The organism is Colwellia asteriadis, from assembly GCF_039523295.1.
GTDB classification, from domain to species: Bacteria; Pseudomonadota; Gammaproteobacteria; order Enterobacterales; family Alteromonadaceae; genus Colwellia; species Colwellia asteriadis.
Window position 1 is genome coordinate 82,351 of the sequence record NZ_BAAAFA010000002.1, and the last position, 19,693, is coordinate 102,043.

A 19,693-nucleotide genomic window follows, 5' to 3' on the forward strand; every position below is an offset into this window, starting at 1 on the left:
GAGCCAGAGCCAGAGCCAGAGCCAGAGCCAGAGCCAGAGCCAGAGCCAGAGCCAGAGCCAGAGCCAGAGCCAGAGCCAGAGCCAGAGCCAGAGCCAGAGCCAGAGCCAGAGCCAGAGCCAGAGCCAGAGCCAGAAAAGAAAGGCTTTTTTGCCCGCTTAAAACAAAGTTTAACTAAAACTCGCCAAAATCTTGGTGGTGGCTTAATTGACTTATTTCGCGGTAAGCAAATTGACGATGATTTATTTGAAGAGTTAGAGGAGCACTTATTATTAGCGGATGTGGGCGTTGAAACCACAACTAAAATAATTGACTCATTAACCCAGAGCGCTAGTCGTAAAGAGCTTAAAGATGCTTCTGCGTTATATGAATTACTTAAAATAGAACTTAAAAAAACTATTGAAAATGTTAGCGTGCCACTGGATGTTACTAATACCGATGGGCCTTTTGTCATGCTAATGGTTGGTGTTAATGGTGTTGGTAAAACCACGACTATTGGTAAATTAGCTAAGCAATTTCAAGCAGAAGGAAAATCAGTAATGCTAGCGGCTGGTGATACTTTTAGAGCGGCTGCTGTTGAACAATTACAAGTATGGGGTGAGCGTAACGACATTCCTGTTATTGCTCAACATACTGGCGCTGATAGTGCCTCGGTTATTTTTGATGCTATTAGTGCCGCTAAAGCACGTAAAGTTGATGTACTAATTGCTGATACCGCCGGACGTTTGCAAAATAAAGCGCACCTTATGGAAGAGCTTAAAAAAGTAGTGCGAGTAATGAAAAAGCTCGACGTTAATGCACCTCATGAAATTATGTTAACTCTTGACGCTGGCACAGGGCAAAATGCCTTAAGTCAAACCAAGCTTTTTGATGAAGCTGTCGGTTTAACAGGGCTTACTTTAACTAAGCTTGACGGCACAGCGAAAGGTGGTGTTGTTTTTGCGATTGCTGATAAGCATCAAATCCCTATTCGTTATTTAGGGGTCGGTGAAGGCATTGATGATTTAAGACCATTTAATGCGGACGACTTTATTGAAGCACTTTTTAGTAAAACTGAAGAGTAAATAAAAGTTAAGATAAGTAGAATAATTATGTTAAGTTATTCTACTTATCGTTAAATCAACAATAAAAACAACAACTCATCATGATCCACTTTAATAAAGTAAATAAAACCTATCCTGGCGGTTTTTTAGCGTTGAAGCAAGTAAGCTTTAACCTTGAAGCGGGAGAAATGGCGTTTTTAACGGGTCACTCTGGTGCCGGTAAAAGTACCTTATTAAAGCTTATTTCTATGATGGAAAAGCCAAGTTCGGGTAGCATTCAAGTTAATCACAATGAACTGGCAGACATTCAATATAAACAAATCCCTTACGTGCGTCGTGGTATTGGTATGATTTTTCAAAGTCACAACCTACTTAAAGACCGCACTGTGTTTGATAATGTTGCACTGCCACTTATTATTGAAGGGGTAAGCCACAGCGAAATTCGTAAACGCGTTGCTACTGCCCTTGAAAAAGTACATTTAGGCAGCAAACAAAAATGTTTTCCACATATGTTGTCGGGCGGTGAACAACAGCGTGTTGGTATTGCTCGAGCCATTATTAATAAGCCACCGATTTTACTTGCCGATGAGCCTACAGGTAATTTAGATCCCAAATTGTCTCTCGATATTATTCGCCTTTTTGAAGAGTTTAATGCCGCTGGCGTAACCGTATTAATTGCAACTCACGACTTAGGGCTAATAGCGCGGATGAAATACCGCACGTTAACATTACGTGAAGGTACTATGATTAATGACGGTATTGTTGATGGATTACAGTCGCAAGGAATAACTGATGAGTAATACCCATAATAGCGGTTTAAGTCAGCGGGGTAGTTTATGGCAACGACTATTAATGTTGCCAATAAGACATTTGCAACAGGCTGTAGGCAGCCTAGGAGACTTATGGCGTACCCCCTTTACTTCGGTTATGACAGTATTTGTTCTCGGTATCAGCTTAGCGCTACCTGCAACTTTGCACCTGTTTGTTAAAAATGCTCAACATGTTAGTGAGCAGTGGGACAGCTCTTCTCAAATTACCTTATTTCTAAAGTTATCGACTTCAGAAAAAAGTGCTAAAAATTTAGTTAACCGTATTCGTTTGTATAACGAAGTGAGTGAAGTGCATTATATTTCAGCGGAACAAGCGCTAAAAGAATTTAAAATGCTTTCGGGTTTTGGTCAGTCATTGGAATATTTAGATAAAAATCCTTTACCCGCAACGGTATTAGTGACGCCAACACAGCGTTCAAGTAAAGCACAAGCCGCTAATGAGTTACTTGAAAAATTACTTAATGAGCGTGAAGTAGAGCAAGGAAAGCTAGATGTTGAATGGCTAACACGCCTAGAAGCTATGGCTCGCCTAATTGAGGACATTGTCTTAGGGGTTGCCTTATTGCTTTGTCTATCAGTGGTGTTAATTGTTGGCAATACTATTCGTTTAGCTATTTTGAACCAAAAAGACGCTATTGCTGTAATGAAATTGGTTGGTGCTACCGACAGCTTTATTCAGCGACCATTTTTATATGCCGGTATTTGGTATGGGATTTTTGGCGGTATACTTTCTTGTTTGTGCGTTGCATTATTAGCGCAATATTTAGAAAGTGCAATTACTGAGCTGACCGAGCTCTATCATAGTAGTTTTGAGTTACAAGGTTTAGCCTTTAATGAAGTGATGTTATTAATCGCTTTTGCCGTAACTTTAGGGTTATTAGGTAGTTATTTATCGGTAAGTCAGCACATTAAAGCTATTGAACCTAACGCTGATTAATTTTTTGTGAGTTCACGCTAAACTTTTACTTACAAATCGTCACAATAATTTCATTAAAAAAAGCCCTCACCAACTTGTGTTGCTGTTTCTATTAGGCTAGTGTACATGTTCTGTTGTTCGCATCAGTGATGTAGCTGTGTTAAAATAGCGGACGCAAGTAGAATTGAAGAAGGAGAGTTTTATGAGTCAAACAATGCAACTTACATTACCTAAAAGCGGTAGTATTGAATCGTATATGCAGTCAGCGTATAGCATTCCTATGCTTACGCCTGAAAAAGAGCATGAATTGGCTACTCGTCTTTACAATGAAAATGATTTACAAGCGGCACAAGAGTTGATCATGTCGCACTTACGTTTTGTTATTCATGTTGCTAAAGGTTATGCAGGCTATGGTTTACCACAAGCCGATTTAGTACAAGAAGGTAACGTAGGTTTAATGAAAGCGGTTAAACGCTTTAACCCTGAAGTAGGCGTACGTCTAGTATCGTTTGCTGTGCATTGGATCAAAGCAGAAATTCATGAATACGTACTGCGTAACTGGCGTATTGTGAAAGTTGCGACAACCAAAGCTCAACGTAAATTGTTTTTTAACTTACGTAAAAATAAAAAGCGCTTAGGCTGGTTTAGTGCAGAAGAAGTAAACACAGTTGCTGAAACACTAGGTGTAAGCACGAAAGATGTTATGGAAATGGAATCTCGTATGAGCAACCATGACCAAGCGTTTGAATTATCTAACGATGATGATGACAGTGTTGGCGCAGGTAACTTTTCTCCAGCACAGTACTTAGAAGACAAGCAATCTGATTTAGCTGATGAAATAGAAAGTGCTAACTGGGAAAATCATGCCAACAAGCGTTTATCTACCGCATTAGTGACATTAGATGACCGTAGCCAAGATATTATTCAAACTCGCTGGTTAAACGAAGATAAATCTACGCTGCAAGAGCTCGCTAATAAATACCAAATCTCAGCTGAACGTGTACGTCAGTTAGAGAAAAATGCGTTAGGTAAATTAAAAAATACTATGGTCTTTGATTAATCAATACGTATTAATCAAGCCAAAAACCGACGTTCATCGTCGGTTTTTTTATGGTTACAGTTTAGCGCTAGCAAAATTACTTACAGTTAGTGCTGCTGAAATTGAATAAAGCTTATCTTAAATCATCATTTGTTTATCTATTAAATGCTTTTACTCGTTTCATTAGGTAAATTAGGTATATAATGTTGCTAAGTTAACGTTATCTAACCTGAACTCGGTTTAAGAGATATTTAACAAATTGAAATATCAGCAAAAATTACTTTTCTGAATCGCTAGCTTGATAGTTTTTCTTTTTTCATATGATAAGCAAGGCAAATTTCTCGTCAATAGCTGGCTTATTGCAAGTAAATTTAACTAAGAAGTTAGGAAAAGTAACTGCTAGAGAAACATTTGTTAAGCCGAACTCAGGTTATTTAGTTATCGCAACACTAAACAGTAGGAGTATAGTTATTATGGGTGGTATTGGTATTTGGCAACTTATTATTGTCGCCGTTATTGTCATATTATTATTTGGTACTAAAAAGCTACGTAATTTAGGTGGTGATTTAGGCTCAGCTATTAAAGGCTTTAAGAATGCAGTTAGCGATGATAAAGAATCAAGCGCTAGCACAGAAAAAACGTCAGAAGCACTTGCTGATAGCTCACCAGAGCAGAATAAAGCACAGAAAAACACCGCAGACACCACAAAAAACACAGAAAACCATCAGGCGTAAATTATGTTTGATATAGGTTTTTGGGAGCTCATGGTTATTGCCATCATGGGCTTAGTTGTTTTAGGTCCTGAGCGTTTACCTGTTGCTGTGCGCACAGTGAAAAGTTGGATAACAGGGGTTCGCCGTTTTAGTGATACCGTAAAAGCGGAAGTCACCGAAGAATTACGTATTCATGAACTGCATGCAAACTTAAAAAAAGCAGAACAGAGTAATTTACAAAACTTAAGCCCTGAAGTCGCTGAATCACTGAAATCTTTGCAAGAAGCAGCAGCTATGGTCAATGAGCCTTACAAAAAAGTCGATGACTCAACCGACAATGAACCATTTTCGAATGAAAAACATGATACAAAAACGTTAGATAATTCGGTTGATAAAACATCTAGCTCTTCAGATAATTCAAAGAGTAATAAAACGGATTCATGAGTAATTCTTCCACCCCTAATAGCACTCAAAGTGCTAGCTTGTTTGATCACTTATTAGAGTTAAGAAATCGCTTATTGCGTTCTATTGTAGGCGTATTGGTGGTTTTTTGTTGTTTAGCCTATTTTGCTCAAGATATTTATCAATATTTAGCACAGCCTTTATTAGCGACTATGCCTGCCGGCTCTCAGATGATTGCAACGGATGTTGCATCACCCTTCTTTGCGCCATTTAAATTAACTATTGTTATTTCAGTGTTTATCGCGATTCCTTACATTTTATTTCAGCTTTGGTCATTTGTGGCACCAGGGTTATATAAAAATGAAAAACGTTTAATTGCCCCATTAATGCTGGGTTCCACATTACTATTTTATGGTGGTATAGCCTTTGCCTACTTTGCTGTATTTCCGGTGGTGTTTGCCTTTTTTACCTCAGTGGCGCCAGAGGGAGTGGTGATTGCAACCGATATTAGTAGTTATTTAGATTTTGTTTTAAAGCTATTCTTTGCTTTTGGTGTTGCCTTTGAAATCCCGATAGCCATAATTTTGATGTGTTGGACTGGGGTGACCACACCTGATAATTTAAGGGAAAAGCGTCCTTATGTTATTGTTGGCGCCTTTGTTATTGGTATGTTATTAACACCACCAGATATTATTTCTCAAACTATGTTAGCTGTACCTATGTTATTGTTATTTGAAGTAGGTATTATCATCGCTGCTATTTACTCAAAACCAGAAGATGATATCGCACCAGATATTGAGTCAAAAAACTAACTACAATAAGTCTAATTAAAAAATTAGTATTAAAAATACAAAGGTGTCGCTTGTGAATAATTTCAATAAAATTTTATGTCTTTCTTTAATAGCATTGCTTGGCTCTACAGGCGCTTATGCGATTGAACATGCTGATATTACTGAGGAAGTAAAACGTTGCGCTGGAGAAAATGATAATACTAAAAGGCTAAGCTGTTTTGATGCATTGTCTCAATCAGTTAAATCTACGCCAGTTATTTTAGCACCTGCTGCAGTAGGTAAATCTAGTACAAGTACTGTTACTACAGACACTCAAGTGGCTGAAAAAAACACAGCTCCTATTGTCCTAACGCAGCATGAAAAAGAAGAAGCTTTTGCTAAATCAGAAGAGGCAGCTTCAAATGAGCCTGAAATTACCAGTATTACTTTAACTATCGCCTCATTAAAGAAAATGCTAAGAGGTGAATGGAAAATCACTTTTACCAATGGTCAGGTTTGGAAGCAAAAAGGTAGTGAACGTTTATCTCTTAAAGCTGGACAAGAAGTCCAATTAAGTAAAGGTGCTTTAAGCGCTTATTACTTACAAAAATTGGATAGTAATAAGCGCATTCAAGTTAAACGATTAAAGTAGCGCAGAATTTTGATAGATATCGGGGTAAACCTAACCAATCAACGTTTTGATAAAGATCGTGTTGAGGTTATTGAGCGCGCTAAATCTCTTGGTATTCAGCAGCTATTGATTACTGGAACTAATGTTGAGGAAAGCCAAAAAGCGTTAGCCCTTTGTCATGAATACCAGCAGCAGTGGCAGGACTGTCTTTATGCTACGGTGGGAATACACCCTCATGATGCCGATCATGTTAGCGCTGATTATATTGAGCAACTACAAATCCTTGCTAAAGATGATGTCATAAAAGCTATTGGTGAATGCGGCTTAGACTTTAACCGTAATTTTTCAGCGCCAGCCCAGCAAATAAAAGTTTTTAATGAGCAGGTCGTTTTAGCTGAACAGTTGCAAATGCCATTATTTTTACATCAACGCGATGCGTTTGAACCATGGTTTAATACACTCACTCCCTATTTTAATCGCATTCCTGCGATGGTTTCTCATTGTTTTACGGGCAATGCGGATGAATTAAAGCAGTGCTTAGATGCCGGCATGTATATAGGTATTACCGGTTGGTTATGTGATGAACGACGCGGACAAATATTACGTGATATTGTTAGTCATATTCCATTAGATAAGTTGTTAATAGAAACCGATGCACCTTATTTAACCCCTAGAACTATTAGGCCTAAACCTAAAAGTAGCCGTAATGAACCTAGTTACTTACCTTATATTGTCGCAGAGATATCAAAGATCACAGGTCTTGACCAAGATGAAATAGCTTGCCAAACTACGATTAACGCTAAACGAGTATTTAATTTACCTTAATGTGTTTATCTTTTTATAACGTAACCAAAGAATAAGATTATATGAAATTTGTAATATTGCGGTTTCTCTGGGTAACGCTAATGTTAGGCGCATTCTATATACCTGTCTGTCAAGCTAGCACAGTTGCAGCACCTCCTTCTCAAATATTAAACCTTACTCTGAGCTTTATATTGGGCGCCATCATAATGGGGCTTTTTGCTTTTTATCAGTGCCGTGCAACACGTCGGCAGTATCAAAAGAAAGACCTTGAATTAAAGCAAGCAATTACAGATATCGAACAGTCAAAGGTCGCGCTACAGGCTTTAGTGGAAGAGCAGAAACAAAGTCAGGATTTACTAGAAGATCGTGTGCAAGAGCGAACATTAGAGTTAAATATTACCCTACAAGAATTAGAAAGTGTTAACCAAGAACTCGAACGAAAAAACGTATCCGATGAGCTAACAGGTTTACATAATCGTCGTTTTTATGATCAAAAAATTCAGGCAGAATATCGTCGTAGTCGTCGTAATTTAACGCCATTAAGCTTAGTCATCATTGATATAGATCACTTTAAATCAGTTAATGACACGTACGGACATTTAGTTGGTGACCAGTGTTTAATTTGGCTGAGTAAGCATATTCAAAAGAGCTTAAAACGTAGTACCGATAAAGCCTTTCGTTATGGTGGCGAAGAATTTTGTTTGATCTTACCTGATACTGATTTAACCGGTGCAATTGCCTTAGCTGAAAAGCTACGTGAAACTATAGCAACAGAGCATTTCCAGTTTGAACAGGCTGACTTTTCGGTCACTATTAGCTGTGGTGTTAGTACTTATCAACAGCAAAATGACGTAACTCCAGAGCAACTTTTTTCAGTTGCCGATAAAGCGTTATACAAAGCTAAACATAACGGACGCAATCAAACTCAATATCACCAATTTACATAAATACATTCTACTCTTTTTATTTTAGGAACTTGTTATGAACCACAGTGGCAATACACTTTTTGGTCAATTTCCCGCTAGACGTATGCGCCGTATGCGCGTTGATGACTCAACTCGCCGCCTAATGGCTGAGTCACAATTAACGGTTAACGATTTAATTTACCCTGTTTTTGTGCTTGAAGGTCAAAATCAACGCGAGGCGATTGCCTCAATGCCAGGAGTTGAGCGTAAGAGTATTGATTTATTGCTTGAAGAGGCACAAGAGTTAGTCGACTTAGGTATTCCTGCCATTGCCATCTTCCCGGTAACACCAAGTGAATGTAAATCGTTGATGGCTGAAGAAGCCTATAATCCTGAAGGGTTAGCTCAACGTACAGTACGGGCGCTAAAAGCAAAATTTCCTCAACTAGCGGTTATTACCGATGTTGCACTTGATCCATTTACCACCCATGGACAAGACGGAATTTTAAGTGAGAGCGATGATAATCAAGCAGGTAAAGCGGGTTATGTTGTTAACGATGTCACCAAAGAAATTTTGGTTAAGCAAGCTTTGTCTCACGCAGAGGCAGGTGCTGATATTGTTGCCCCATCAGATATGATGGACGGTCGTGTAGGTGCTATTCGTGAAGCCTTAGAAAACCATGGGTTTGTTAATACAAAAATACTCGCATATTCAGCCAAATACGCGTCAAATTATTACGGCCCTTTTAGAGATGCGGTTGGCTCAGCCGGTAATATTAAAGGCGGTAATAAATACACTTATCAAATGGATCCTGCGAATAGTAATGAAGCATTGCATGAAGTCGCACAAGATATTAGCGAAGGCGCTGATATGGTGATGGTGAAGCCTGGTATGCCTTATTTAGATATAGTGCGTCGTGTAAAAGACACTTTTCAAGTGCCTACTTATGCTTATCAAGTTAGTGGTGAATATGCGATGCATATGGCGGCAATACAAAATGGCTGGTTAGCTGAAAAACCTTGCGTTATGGAAGGCTTGTTAGCCTTTAAACGTGCGGGTGCTGACGGTATATTAACTTATTTTGCTAAACAAGTGGCTCGTTGGATTAAAGAAGAGCATAGCAAGTAGAGACATTAAACGGACATAAATCGAGAGACACTTTAAAAGCTGAGTTACGAAAGTAGCTCAGCTTTTTAGTTGAGTGATGCTATATTTTAGCGATAGATTTATCAGGATTAGCGGTAAGTACTTTTTGACAAGAATCATGTGTCATTAACCGTGCTAAATACTCAGTGAGATTCGGAAAATCCTCAAGTAAATTAAAACCACTTGGTACGCTAGATAAATAAGCTAACATTGGTGCGAGCAAAGCATCGGCTATGGATAGGTTTTTACCGCCAATAATATCTCGCGTTGTTAGTTGTAACTCTATAACTTTAAGTGCGTTAGTTGCAGCTGGAATTGCTTGTTTCGCCACATCAAGTCTGACCTCACCATTTTCTCCCTTTGGGAAGGCAAACTCTATTAAGTAATCACGTATTAAAGCTTTATCAATATCTATTGATAAATGCGCGCAAAAAGCATCGTGTCGCGCGCGCGTTTTACTGTCATGAGGCTGCAATGCTTTGTCACTATCTAAATAGCGGCAAATACTCGCTGTTTCAGGCAGTATAAAATCATTTTCAACTAATACTGGAAACTTACCAAAGGGGTGTAGTGCAAAGTGCTGCTCACTATGAAATGGCACAGTAATAGAATTTACCTCGAACCCTGTTGTATAAGTAATATTCTTTTCTTCACAAACGAGCATCACCGAACGAACAAAGTTTGAAAAGCTAGCGCCGTAAATATGTACTTGTTTTGTTGTCATTGTATTTTCCTTAATGTTTACACTAGCAAGATGCAATAGTGTATTTATTTAAACTAGGATTACTGTAGAATTAATCAAAATATGTTCAAGAACATATTTTGATTTTGTGAAATACTCTATTTGAGCTTTGGTTAAGGGGTTATTCCTAGGAGTTCGAGTAGAGTATTTTTATTAAGGGAGCTAAAAAATCATGGCTTGGCATAAAACGCATAAAGAAAATTCAAAAGATAAAATATTAACCAGTGCGGCAATGCTGTTTACACAGGGCGGCTTTGAGCAAGTCTCTATTGATGATGTCATGAAAAATGCGCAGTTAACTCGCGGCGCTTTTTATAGTCATTTTCGCTCGAAAAGTGATTTATATGCACAAGCTATTGCTAAAGCAGCGCAGAACGCTCAACAACGAAGACCAGAAAGTAGTAAGGCTGATATGGCGTTATATGCGCAGTATTATTTAAGTAAGCAGCATCGCGATGATGACCTAGCACAAGGCTGTCCACTGGCATTTTTAGTATCCGACATCACCCAACAAGACGAACAAGTTAGGAGAGCTTATACTGAAACATTACAGCGCTTTATTGCCCAAGCAGAGCAATCTATCGAAACACGGGAGCAAACCCTGCAAAGTGTGGTTATGATGATTGGCGGCTTAGCTATTTCTCGAGCACTGAATGATACCGACCTCAGTAATGAAATTCTGGCAGCATGCCAGCAAGGCGTTTTTTCTTGTTCAAAATAAGCATTATGGAAGCACAATGGAAATTGTACTAATACGTCACGGTAAGCCCGTAACTGCTGAACAAGGTGAATATTCACCCAAACTATCTGCAGCAGGTTATGCTGCTTGGGTTCATGCCTATAATCATTCAAGCGTTATCCTAACAAGCAGACCTAAAGCGACAGCTATGATGAAATATAGTGAACATTATTGTATTGCTAGCAACCTTAAGCGCGCTATTGAGTCTGCGGTTATTTTTACGGGCGCTCAACCTGAACAGCAGTGGTCAATTTTAAGAGAGATGGATATTCCTCGTTATAAACTACCTTGGCGATTAAAGCCTTATAGTTGGTTGGTATTATCGAGAATACTTTGGTTTTTGGGGGTGAAAAAATTAATGAGTACTAATGTTGAAAGCTTTAAACAAGCTAAAATTCGTATTCAAGGAGCTGCACACAAGTTAAATGCTTTAGCTAGTGAGCAAGAGCAAGTGATTGTTTTTGCCCACGGTGTTACCAATCACTTTTTAAAAAGAGAGTTAATGAAACAGGGTTGGGTATTAACGCAAAAAAGTGATAAATTTTGGGGCGAAACCTGCTTGCAAAAAAACTAAGGAGAATAGGCATATTTTTGATGCTTAAAGTTATAATGTTATTGCTATTAGCCATTTATACGATAACTGCTTATATACTGCACTCACAATCGACAGGCTTTTTGTTTCCCTCAATCCCGTTAGTAGAAGTAACGAATGAGGAGCGTGTTGAGACTATGGCTAATGGAACATTGATCAGAAGTTATGGCGATGAGAACGGCGCTTGCATCATTTTCTTTCCGGGACAAAGAGGAGGGGTAAAGTATTATGAACGTACGTTGTTTAATCGTTTTCAATCGGTAGGTTTTCAAGTTTTTTCGCTGTCTTATCCTGGTCAAGAAGGGGCTATAGCTAGGGTTGATAGTGTAGAGCGCTTTATTGTTGAAATTAAAGAGGAAGTTGAGAGGATCTCTTTAGATTGTTTACCTAGTAAAACTATTGTTTATGGACGTTCTCTTGGAGCAACTTTGGCGGCTTATAGTGCAAATACACCATATATTGTAGGGGTGATATTGGAAGGAGCTTCAATCTCGTTAGATAAAGCTATTTACCACTATTTATATAAAAGATGGTATTTGAAACCTTTAAACTTACTACCAATACATGCATTATTAAGAGAAAATTATCCATTACTTGACGCTTTGGTAGGTTTGTCAGAAAAACCCGTCGTTATTTATCAAGGCGAGAACGATGAAGTGACACCACTGCGCGATATAAGTATCTTATTGAATCATAGCGATACAGTTGATTTAAAAGTGGTTGCCAACGGCAAGCATCATAATACTTATTATTTAGCCTTACCGGATATTATTGAAACGGCAAGCCGCATGGTAAAAAATTAAAATGACTTTTGAATTACCGATCATCGTATTAAATCTGGTGATTATTTTATTAGCCTACTTATGGTTTTACCCTACATCTGTTGGTAATAATATCAATAAAATAGCATGGTATGATTGTTTCGTTTCTGGCTTGGCATTGTTAGTGGTTGGGTTTAAATATTGGGGCTCGGGGCAGGTTTTTTCGTTATTAGGCTGGGAAATGAACTGGTTTTGGTTTACCTTGCTGAGCTTTACCCTAATTGAAATTCCAATCTTGCTTTGGTACTTTCGACAATATCCACCCGAGGGTGAATAGGGCTATTTTATATGACTAAGCCAGCTGTTTTTTGGTAGCAATTCGAAAAGTAAACCTTCTCTTAAAGCGCCATGCGATAGTTGTAGTTCATTAATGTTTAAGCAAGTAAATAATGCGATAAGAATACTAAGGCCGCTGGCTAATACTGGGCAGCGATCGTCTCTTAAGCCAGCTATAGCAATATTGTCAATACACTGACAAGTCATTAAGTCTTTCTGTATCTCTTGTAAAAACGCTAACGTAATCACAGCAGGTTGTTGGCGGTAACGTAATATTTCAGCTAAGGCTTGCATAGTACCAGAGCTACCAACAGTGGTGTGCCACCCTAAGTTGGTAAATTGCGTTTTAACCGAAGATATTTGCGCTGATGCGGCCGTTATTGCTTGTGAAAAATTAGCTTCAGAAAGCTGCTCATCGCTGAAATATTTAGCTCTAAAACTTACACAACCAATGTTCAAGCTCACTAAGGCTTTAGCAGTAACCCCAGAGCCGACAATAATTTCAGTACTCGCGCCACCAATATCAATAACTAAGCGCTTCATTATGTCAGCTGTGCTCGTTAATTTATTTTGTAGAGCAGCATGTGCAGAGGTGTAAGCTACGCCTGCATAAATAGTTTGTGCTTCTTGTTCGCCACTAAAAAGCTCAATGGGTGTTGGCAATATCTTATTTGCTTGCTTTATAAATTGATCGTTGTTACTGGCAATACGCAGAGCTGCGGTAGCAACTATTTTGATATTTTGAACAGGAATGCTTTGTAAGTGTTGAGAAAAAAGTTGTAAACAATCAAGACCACGTTTTATTGCTTCATTACTTAAAACGTTATTGTCATCTAAGCCAGAAGCTAAACGGACTTTGCTTTTTACTTTATCGACGATACTAACTTGATTGCCATGCTTACCTGGCGTTAAGCGTGTAATAAGCAAGTGAAAACTATTAGAGCCTAAATCAACCACTGCATAGTGGTTGTTATCATAGTTTGGTATATTTTCAGGCTCTATCATAGTGAATTGACTATCTGTTTACGAAAGCATTAACTAATTGCGATTACCGCGATAGTTACTGTTACCTTGACGATTACCACCTGATCTATTGGCTGGCTTACCACCTGAGCGATGACGTCGTTGACGTGGTTTCGGCTTAGGTAAGTCTTCTAATAGTGCATCATGATCATATTTAGTAACTGGCAGCTCATGTTCAATATATTGCTCTATGGCAGGTAAATTAAATACATATTGCTCACACGCTAAACTAATAGAGTGCCCAGTAGCACCAGCACGGCCTGTACGGCCAATACGGTGAACATAATCTTCACAATCATCAGGTAAATCGTAGTTAAATACATGGGTTACACTAGGAATATGTAAACCACGCGCGGCAACATCGGTCGCCACTAAAATATCAATAGTGCCTTCAGTAAAGCCTTCTAATATTTTTAAACGTTTTTTCTGCGGTACATCGCCCGTGAGTAAACCCACACGTAACTTATCAGCGTGCAAATGATCAAAAATCTTTTCACAAACATGTTTAGTATTAGCAAAAATAATGGCTTTTTCTGGCCAATCTTCTTCGATTAATGTTTGTAACAAGGCCATTTTATCTTCATTAGAAGGGTAAAATAGTTCTTCAGAAATGCGAGTGTTGGTTTTATCTTCTGGTGCTACTTCAACACTAGTTGGCTCATTCATATGGTCGAATGCCAACTCTTTTACTCGAAATGAAAGAGTCGCAGAGAATAACATGCTCAAACGTTCAGTCGCAGGAGGCATTTTATTAAACATATAGCGAATGTCTTTAATAAAGCCTAAATCGAACATACGATCCGCTTCATCAAGTACAATAACTTCAATGTTTTTTAAGTTGTAAATACCTTGCTTCATGTAGTCAAGTAAACGTCCACAAGTGCCAATAAGAATATCTACACCCGCTTCAAGTTCTAAACGTTGACTTTCATAACCTTCGCCCCCATATACAACACCAAGGCGTAAACCTGTGCTTTTAGCCATTTCTGCTGCATCACGATGAATTTGAATAGCTAACTCACGTGTAGGCGCCATAATCAAAGCACGTGGCTGATTATGTTCAGGTGCAGGCTTTTGTAAAAGGTGATGAAAAGTTGCCGCTAAAAAGGCGATAGTTTTACCTTCACCTGTTTGTGCTTGGCCTGCTATGTCAGTGCCTTGTAACAATACTGGTAAGGATTTCGCTTGAATATTTGTGCAATATTCGAAGCCCATGGCGTTTAATCCGGTCACTACTTGCGGAGCAAGATTTAGGTCAGCGAATTTTGTTTCTGTTAAATGTGTTTTTTTCATGGCGCTAGCTTAACACCTTTAGTTAAGTAATCACTAATTAATTGCATAGTTGACAGGTAAATTAATTGTTTGGGTTATAGGCTATATTAAAAAATAACTTGAAAATATAGGCATTAAATAATCTTAAATGTATAATCGAAAATATAAGGCGCTTTAGCCATAACGAACGGAGAATGTGATGAGCGATAAAATTGTTCAGCTAACTGACGATAGTTTTGAAGCAGATGTATTAAATGCATCGGATTTAGTATTAGTTGATTTTTGGGCTGAATGGTGTGGTCCATGTAAAATGATAGCCCCAGTACTTGATGATATTGCTACTGAATATGAAGGTAAAGTGACTGTTGGTAAATTAAATATTGACCAAAACTCAGAAACACCACCTAAATATGGTGTACGTGGTATCCCAACATTATTGTTATTCAAAGATGGACAGGTTGCCGACACTAAAGTAGGTGCCTTATCAAAAACTCAATTAAAAGAGTTTTTAGATAAAAATCTTTAATAGTAAAAAAGCCTAACAATAGTTGTTAGGCTTTTTTGTTTAATTAGTTTGTTGAGTAAGTAGTAGCTCAGTAGCAGATTTAGAGATAGTTTAATCTTGGGTAGTTTAAAAATATTTGCTTACATTTTAATCGTACCTTTACCTCTTCAAATTTTAATGCTAAATTTAACTCCTGAGTACAAAATAACATCTCATTTTATCCCTATTCTTATTGTAATTTATAAACATAAACACATTTGAAATATATTGTCGTCGGCAATCGCCCCAGACACATCACTTAAAATAGTCTAAGAAACCCCCTATGAACCTTACTGAACTGAAAGAAAAATCCGTTAGTGAATTGGTTAAGCTTGCTGAGTCATTAAAGCTTGAAAACCTTGCGAGAACACGTAAACAAGATATTATTTTTGCTATTTTAAAAGCACACGCTGAAGGCGATAATGATATTTTTGGTGGCGGTGTATTAGAAATATTGCAAGATGGTTTTGGCTTTTTACGCTCAGCCGACTCGTCATATTTAGCCGGCCCAGACGATATTTATGTTTCACCAAGTCAAATACGCCGTTTCAACATGCGTACTGGTGACACCATTCAAGGTAAAATTCGCCCACCAAAGAAAGGCGAACGTTATTTTGCCTTACTTAAAGTCGCTGAAGTAAACTTTGACCGCCCTGAAAATACTCGCAATAAAATCTTATTCGAAAACTTAACACCAATTCACCCAACTGATCGTCTTTCAATGGAGCGCGGAAACGGCTCTACAGAAGATATTACCGCACGTGTTTTAGATTTAGCTTCACCAATTGGTAAAGGCCAACGTGGTTTAATTGTTGCACCACCTAAAGCGGGTAAAACACTTTTATTACAAAATATTGCACAAAGCATTGCTTACAACCACCCTGATGCTGAGTTGATGGTACTACTCATTGATGAGCGTCCTGAGGAAGTAACCGAAATGCAACGCCTAGTACAAGGTGAAGTGGTTGCCTCAACGTTTGACGAGCCAGCAAGTCGCCATGTACAAGTGGCTGAAATGGTAATTGAAAAAGCTAAGCGTTTAGTTGAGCATAAAAAAGACGTAGTTATTTTACTTGATTCAATTACTCGTTTAGCGCGTGCTTATAACACCGTTATTCCATCATCAGGTAAAATTTTAACGGGTGGTGTTGATGCGAATGCGCTACACCGTCCTAAACGCTTCTTTGGTGCCGCACGTAATATTGAAGAAGGTGGTAGCTTAACTATTATTGCTACTGCATTGGTAGAAACTGGCTCTAAAATGGACGAAGTTATTTACGAAGAGTTTAAAGGGACAGGTAACATGGAATTACACCTGTCACGTAAAATTTCTGAAAAACGTGTTTTCCCTGCCATTAATATTAATCGCAGTGGTACTCGTCGTGAAGAGTTAATTACTAAGCCTGATGAACTACAAAAAATGTGGGTTTTACGCAAAGTCGTTCATGAAATGGATGAAATAGGCGCGATAGAATTCCTTATCGATAAGTTAGCAATGACTAAAACTAACGATGAATTTTTTGATTCAATGAAACGTAAGTAATTCAAAAGCTATGTAAGTTAATATAGCCATGCTGTATTGACCGACTGTTTTGCCAATACTTTATTAAACAAAGCCAGTCACATTGACTGGCTTTTTATATTGAAAATATAACGCCTTATGAAATACAGTGATTTAAGAGATTTTATTAATCAACTTGAAAAAATAGGTCAGTTAAAGCGCATTACTGCGCCTATTTCAACACATTTAACAATGACAGAAATTAGTGATAGAACCTTGCGCGCGCAAGGTCCTGCATTGTTATTTGAAAATCCCGTCGATGAACACGGTAAACCGCACGGTATGCCAATTTTAACCAACTTATTTGGCACACCAGATCGTGTGGCGTTGGGTATGGGACAAGATAATGTAAGTGCATTACGTGACGTTGGTAAACTACTCGCTATGTTAAAAGAGCCAGAGCCACCAAGTGGTTTTCGCGATGCTTTAGGTAAAATTCCACTTTATAAACAAGTGTTAAACATGCCGGTTAAGAAAATAAAAAAACCTTTATGTCAGCAAATTGTTTTATCAGGCGATGAGGTAGATCTAACAAAGTTACCCATTCAAACTTGTTGGCCTGGCGATGTTGCGCCTTTAATTACTTGGGGCTTAACTGTTACACGAGGCCCATTTAAAGAGCGTCAAAACTTGGGTATTTATCGTCAACAAGTGCTCAGTAAAAATAAAGTGATTATGCGTTGGTTATCTCACCGTGGTGGAGCATTAGACTTTCAAGAATTTAAAAAAACGAACCCTGGTGAAAAATACCCGGTATCAGTGGCACTTGGTGCCGATCCTGCGACCATTTTAGGCGCGGTAACGCCAGTACCTGATACACTTTCTGAGTATGCATTTGCAGGGTTATTACGTGGTGCTAAAACCGAAGTAGCTAAATCGATTAGTAATGATTTAGAAGTACCTGCAACGGCTGAAATTATTTTAGAGGGTTACTTAGACCCAGAAGAAACCGCACCAGAAGGCCCGTATGGCGATCACACCGGCTATTATAATGAAGTGGATGACTTTCCAGTATTCACAGTAACGCATATTACAATGCGCAAAGATGCTATTTATCACAGTACTTATACCGGCAGACCACCAGATGAACCTGCTATTTTAGGTGTGGCATTAAATGAAGTATTTGTGCCGATTTTGCAAAAGCAATTTCCTGAAATTCAAGACTTTTACTTGCCACCTGAAGGCTGCTCTTATCGCTTAGCGGTAGTGACCATTAAAAAACAATATGCAGGTCATGCAAAACGCGTCATGATGGGGGTTTGGTCGTTCTTGCGACAATTTATGTATACCAAGTTTGTTATTGTTTGCGATGATGATGTTAATGCGCGCGATTGGCAAGATGTCATTTGGGCAATGACTACACGTATGGATCCAAGTCGCGATACGGTACTTATTGAGAATACACCGATTGATTACCTTGATTTTGCTTCACCGGTTTCGGGTTTAGGCTCAAAAATGGGGATGGATGCAACCAATAAGTGGCCAGGAGAAACTGACCGTGAATGGGGCGTTCCTATTGAAATGACACAAGCTGTTAAAGATGAAGTGGATGACCTGTGGGATGAGCTCGCTATTATTCCACCAACAGTATAGACACAACAAAATTAGAGATAAGGTTAACTTAATGAAAACAATTAGCTGTAAAATACAATCACTTAGTTCACTTACGCCACACGTGTTTAAAGTGTTATTAAAGCCAAGTGAAAAAATAGATTTTGTTGCAGGTCAATACTTGAACTTTGTTATGACTGAAAAAGATAAGCGTCCATTTTCAATTGCTAGCTCACCTAATAGCGAATTAATTGAATTGCAAATTGGTGCTTTTGTTGCCGATAGCTACCCAATGCAAGTGATCGACCGTATTAAAGAAAGTGTTGAAAATAATAGCGATGTTACGGTTGAAATGGCATTAGGTAATGCACAATTACGTACAGAAAGCGAACGACCGTTGTTATTACTTGCTGGTGGCACAGGGTTTTCTTACATTAAATCAATGTTTGAATTTTTAGCAGAACAAAAATCACAGCGTCCAGTGCATGTTTACTGGGGTTTGCGTGAAGAAAGCGCTTGTTATGAACTTGCTGAAACGGCGGCGACTATCGCTAAACTACCTAACGCGACTTTTGTACCTGTTGTTGAGCATGCTACTGATAGCTGGCAGGGTAGAACGGGTTTAGTACACCAAGCTGCTATGAATGATATTGCTAGCTTTGAAGGGTACGATATTTACCTTGCGGGTCGTTTTGAAATGGTTGGCGCCATTCGAGGCGACTTTGTTGAACACGGCGCTTCTTTAGAGCATATGTATGCTGATGCCTTTGCGTTTATTTAAATAAAAGGGTGCTGACTCGTGAATTGAAATATAGCTAGATGACTTGTTCTTTTAAACTGAGCTTGGGATATTTAGTTATATTTTAGGATAAAGCTGGGGGGAAGTGTGATAACTCAGGAGAGTAAGGCAAATAATTCTGCCTCGTTAACCTATAAAATAACAACCAATAAAGCTGAAATGAACAATGATGCGGTTCATAGCTATTTATCCCGCTCTTATTGGGCGAAAAATATTCCTAAAAGCGTTGTTAAAACAGCGATAGAAAACTCGTTATGTTTTGCAGTACTTGCGATTATTCAGGGGAAAAGCACACAAGTCGGTTTTGCAAGAATGATCACCGATTATGCAACGGTGGCTTATCTTGCGGATGTTTATATTTTAGAAGAACATCGCGGTCAAGGCTTAAGTAAAAAGCTGATGGCTGAAATTATTCAGCATCCTAAGTTGCAAGGATTACGGCGTATGCTACTTGCGACATCAGACGCTCATGGTTTATACCAACAGTTTGGCTTTAAGGCACTCGCTAGCCCTGAAATATTTATGGAGCTATGGACACCTAATATTTATCAGGTAAGCTAGGCACCGCGAGTGAG

General features: G+C 38.6%; 23 protein-coding genes. 20 read left to right on the top strand and 3 right to left on the bottom strand.

What is annotated here, in order from left to right:
- The 11 genes from ftsY to hemB form a co-directional block, all read left to right on the top strand.
- Positions 1 to 1,062, top strand: a 1,062-nt coding sequence (ftsY, locus tag ABD005_RS03505; RefSeq protein WP_343815024.1) for a signal recognition particle-docking protein FtsY, incomplete at its 5' end; no start/stop codon positions are given.
- Positions 1,063 to 1,142: 80 nt separating this feature from the next.
- A complete protein-coding gene (gene ftsE, locus ABD005_RS03510; protein ID WP_215981147.1) occupies positions 1,143 to 1,841 on the top strand; it encodes a cell division ATP-binding protein FtsE in 699 nt (232 codons plus the stop codon).
- Positions 1,834 to 2,808 carry a permease-like cell division protein FtsX gene (gene ftsX, locus ABD005_RS03515; RefSeq protein WP_343815030.1) on the top strand — a complete coding sequence of 325 codons (975 nt, stop codon included), beginning with the start codon at positions 1,834 to 1,836 and terminating at the stop codon, positions 2,806 to 2,808. The genes ftsE and ftsX overlap by 8 nt, the downstream gene beginning before the upstream one ends.
- 181 nt (positions 2,809 to 2,989) lie before the next feature.
- On the top strand, positions 2,990 to 3,847 hold the full coding sequence (gene rpoH / locus ABD005_RS03520) for an RNA polymerase sigma factor RpoH (protein ID WP_215981149.1): 858 nt from the start codon (positions 2,990 to 2,992) through the stop codon (positions 3,845 to 3,847).
- Between the two features lie 452 nt (positions 3,848 to 4,299).
- A complete protein-coding gene (tatA, locus tag ABD005_RS03525) occupies positions 4,300 to 4,560 on the top strand; it encodes a twin-arginine translocase TatA/TatE family subunit (protein ID WP_215980093.1) in 261 nt (86 codons plus the stop codon).
- Positions 4,561 to 4,563: 3 nt separating this feature from the next.
- The gene (gene tatB, locus ABD005_RS03530; RefSeq protein WP_343815035.1) at positions 4,564 to 4,983 is read left to right on the top strand and encodes a Sec-independent protein translocase protein TatB; all 420 of its coding nucleotides are present in this window, start codon (positions 4,564 to 4,566) and stop codon (positions 4,981 to 4,983) included.
- A complete protein-coding gene (gene tatC, locus ABD005_RS03535; protein ID WP_215980095.1) occupies positions 4,980 to 5,753 on the top strand; it encodes a twin-arginine translocase subunit TatC in 774 nt (257 codons plus the stop codon). Before tatB ends, tatC begins: the two co-directional genes overlap by 4 nt.
- Before the next feature lie 52 nt (positions 5,754 to 5,805).
- Positions 5,806 to 6,363 carry a hypothetical protein gene (locus ABD005_RS03540; protein ID WP_215980096.1) on the top strand — a complete coding sequence of 186 codons (558 nt, stop codon included), beginning with the start codon at positions 5,806 to 5,808 and terminating at the stop codon, positions 6,361 to 6,363.
- Positions 6,364 to 6,372: 9 nt separating this feature from the next.
- Positions 6,373 to 7,167, top strand: coding sequence for a TatD family hydrolase (locus ABD005_RS03545; protein ID WP_343815042.1), 795 nt, complete (start codon positions 6,373 to 6,375; stop codon positions 7,165 to 7,167).
- 41 nt (positions 7,168 to 7,208) lie between these two features.
- Positions 7,209 to 8,093: a GGDEF domain-containing protein gene (locus tag ABD005_RS03550; RefSeq protein WP_343815045.1), complete on the top strand. Its 885-nt coding sequence runs from the start codon at positions 7,209 to 7,211 to the stop codon at positions 8,091 to 8,093.
- A gap of 34 nt (positions 8,094 to 8,127) precedes the next feature.
- A complete protein-coding gene (gene hemB, locus ABD005_RS03555; RefSeq protein WP_215980098.1) occupies positions 8,128 to 9,180 on the top strand; it encodes a porphobilinogen synthase in 1,053 nt (350 codons plus the stop codon).
- Between the two features lie 79 nt (positions 9,181 to 9,259).
- On the opposite strand, the gene ABD005_RS03560 is transcribed toward hemB, so the two are convergent.
- Positions 9,260 to 9,922, bottom strand: coding sequence for a glutathione S-transferase family protein (locus tag ABD005_RS03560; protein WP_343815048.1), 663 nt, complete (start codon positions 9,920 to 9,922; stop codon positions 9,260 to 9,262).
- Positions 9,923 to 10,112: 190 nt separating this feature from the next.
- Between ABD005_RS03560 and ABD005_RS03565 the strand changes: the two genes are divergently transcribed.
- From ABD005_RS03565 to ABD005_RS03580, 4 genes are all read left to right on the top strand, one after another.
- Positions 10,113 to 10,661, top strand: a complete 549-nt coding sequence (locus tag ABD005_RS03565) for a TetR/AcrR family transcriptional regulator (RefSeq protein ID WP_343815051.1) — start codon at positions 10,113 to 10,115, stop codon at positions 10,659 to 10,661.
- A 16-nt stretch (positions 10,662 to 10,677) separates the two neighbouring features.
- Complete coding sequence (locus tag ABD005_RS03570) at positions 10,678 to 11,253, top strand: histidine phosphatase family protein (protein ID WP_343815054.1); 576 nt, start codon at positions 10,678 to 10,680, stop codon at positions 11,251 to 11,253.
- Positions 11,254 to 11,408: 155 nt separating this feature from the next.
- Positions 11,409 to 12,074, top strand: a complete 666-nt coding sequence (locus ABD005_RS03575; RefSeq protein ID WP_343815056.1) for an alpha/beta hydrolase — start codon at positions 11,409 to 11,411, stop codon at positions 12,072 to 12,074.
- Position 12,075: 1 nt separating this feature from the next.
- Positions 12,076 to 12,369, top strand: a complete 294-nt coding sequence (locus tag ABD005_RS03580; RefSeq protein WP_343815059.1) for a hypothetical protein — start codon at positions 12,076 to 12,078, stop codon at positions 12,367 to 12,369.
- Between the two features lie 2 nt (positions 12,370 to 12,371).
- Here ABD005_RS03580 and ABD005_RS03585 read toward each other — a convergent pair whose 3' ends face one another.
- The gene (locus tag ABD005_RS03585; RefSeq protein WP_343815064.1) at positions 12,372 to 13,373 is read right to left on the bottom strand and encodes a Ppx/GppA phosphatase family protein; all 1,002 of its coding nucleotides are present in this window, start codon (positions 13,371 to 13,373) and stop codon (positions 12,372 to 12,374) included.
- Positions 13,374 to 13,406: 33 nt separating this feature from the next.
- A complete protein-coding gene (rhlB, locus tag ABD005_RS03590) occupies positions 13,407 to 14,684 on the bottom strand; it encodes an ATP-dependent RNA helicase RhlB (protein WP_343815066.1) in 1,278 nt (425 codons plus the stop codon).
- 178 nt (positions 14,685 to 14,862) lie between these two features.
- Here rhlB and trxA point away from each other — a divergent pair, with 178 nt between their 5' ends.
- The 5 genes from trxA to ABD005_RS03615 all read left to right on the top strand — a co-directional run bounded on the left by trxA (position 14,863) and on the right by ABD005_RS03615 (position 19,679).
- Positions 14,863 to 15,189, top strand: coding sequence for a thioredoxin TrxA (trxA, locus tag ABD005_RS03595; protein ID WP_215980105.1), 327 nt, complete (start codon positions 14,863 to 14,865; stop codon positions 15,187 to 15,189).
- A gap of 301 nt (positions 15,190 to 15,490) precedes the next feature.
- Positions 15,491 to 16,750 (top strand): transcription termination factor Rho, encoded by a 1,260-nt coding sequence (rho, locus tag ABD005_RS03600; RefSeq protein ID WP_215980106.1) that lies wholly within the window; start codon positions 15,491 to 15,493, stop codon positions 16,748 to 16,750.
- A gap of 117 nt (positions 16,751 to 16,867) precedes the next feature.
- Positions 16,868 to 18,361, top strand: coding sequence for a 4-hydroxy-3-polyprenylbenzoate decarboxylase (ubiD, locus tag ABD005_RS03605; protein ID WP_343815072.1), 1,494 nt, complete (start codon positions 16,868 to 16,870; stop codon positions 18,359 to 18,361).
- 31 nt (positions 18,362 to 18,392) lie between these two features.
- Positions 18,393 to 19,100 (top strand): NAD(P)H-flavin reductase, encoded by a 708-nt coding sequence (fre, locus tag ABD005_RS03610; RefSeq protein ID WP_215980108.1) that lies wholly within the window; start codon positions 18,393 to 18,395, stop codon positions 19,098 to 19,100.
- Positions 19,101 to 19,277: 177 nt separating this feature from the next.
- Positions 19,278 to 19,679: a GNAT family N-acetyltransferase gene (locus ABD005_RS03615; RefSeq protein WP_215980154.1), complete on the top strand. Its 402-nt coding sequence runs from the start codon at positions 19,278 to 19,280 to the stop codon at positions 19,677 to 19,679.
- The last annotated feature ends 14 nt before the right edge of the window (positions 19,680 to 19,693 follow it).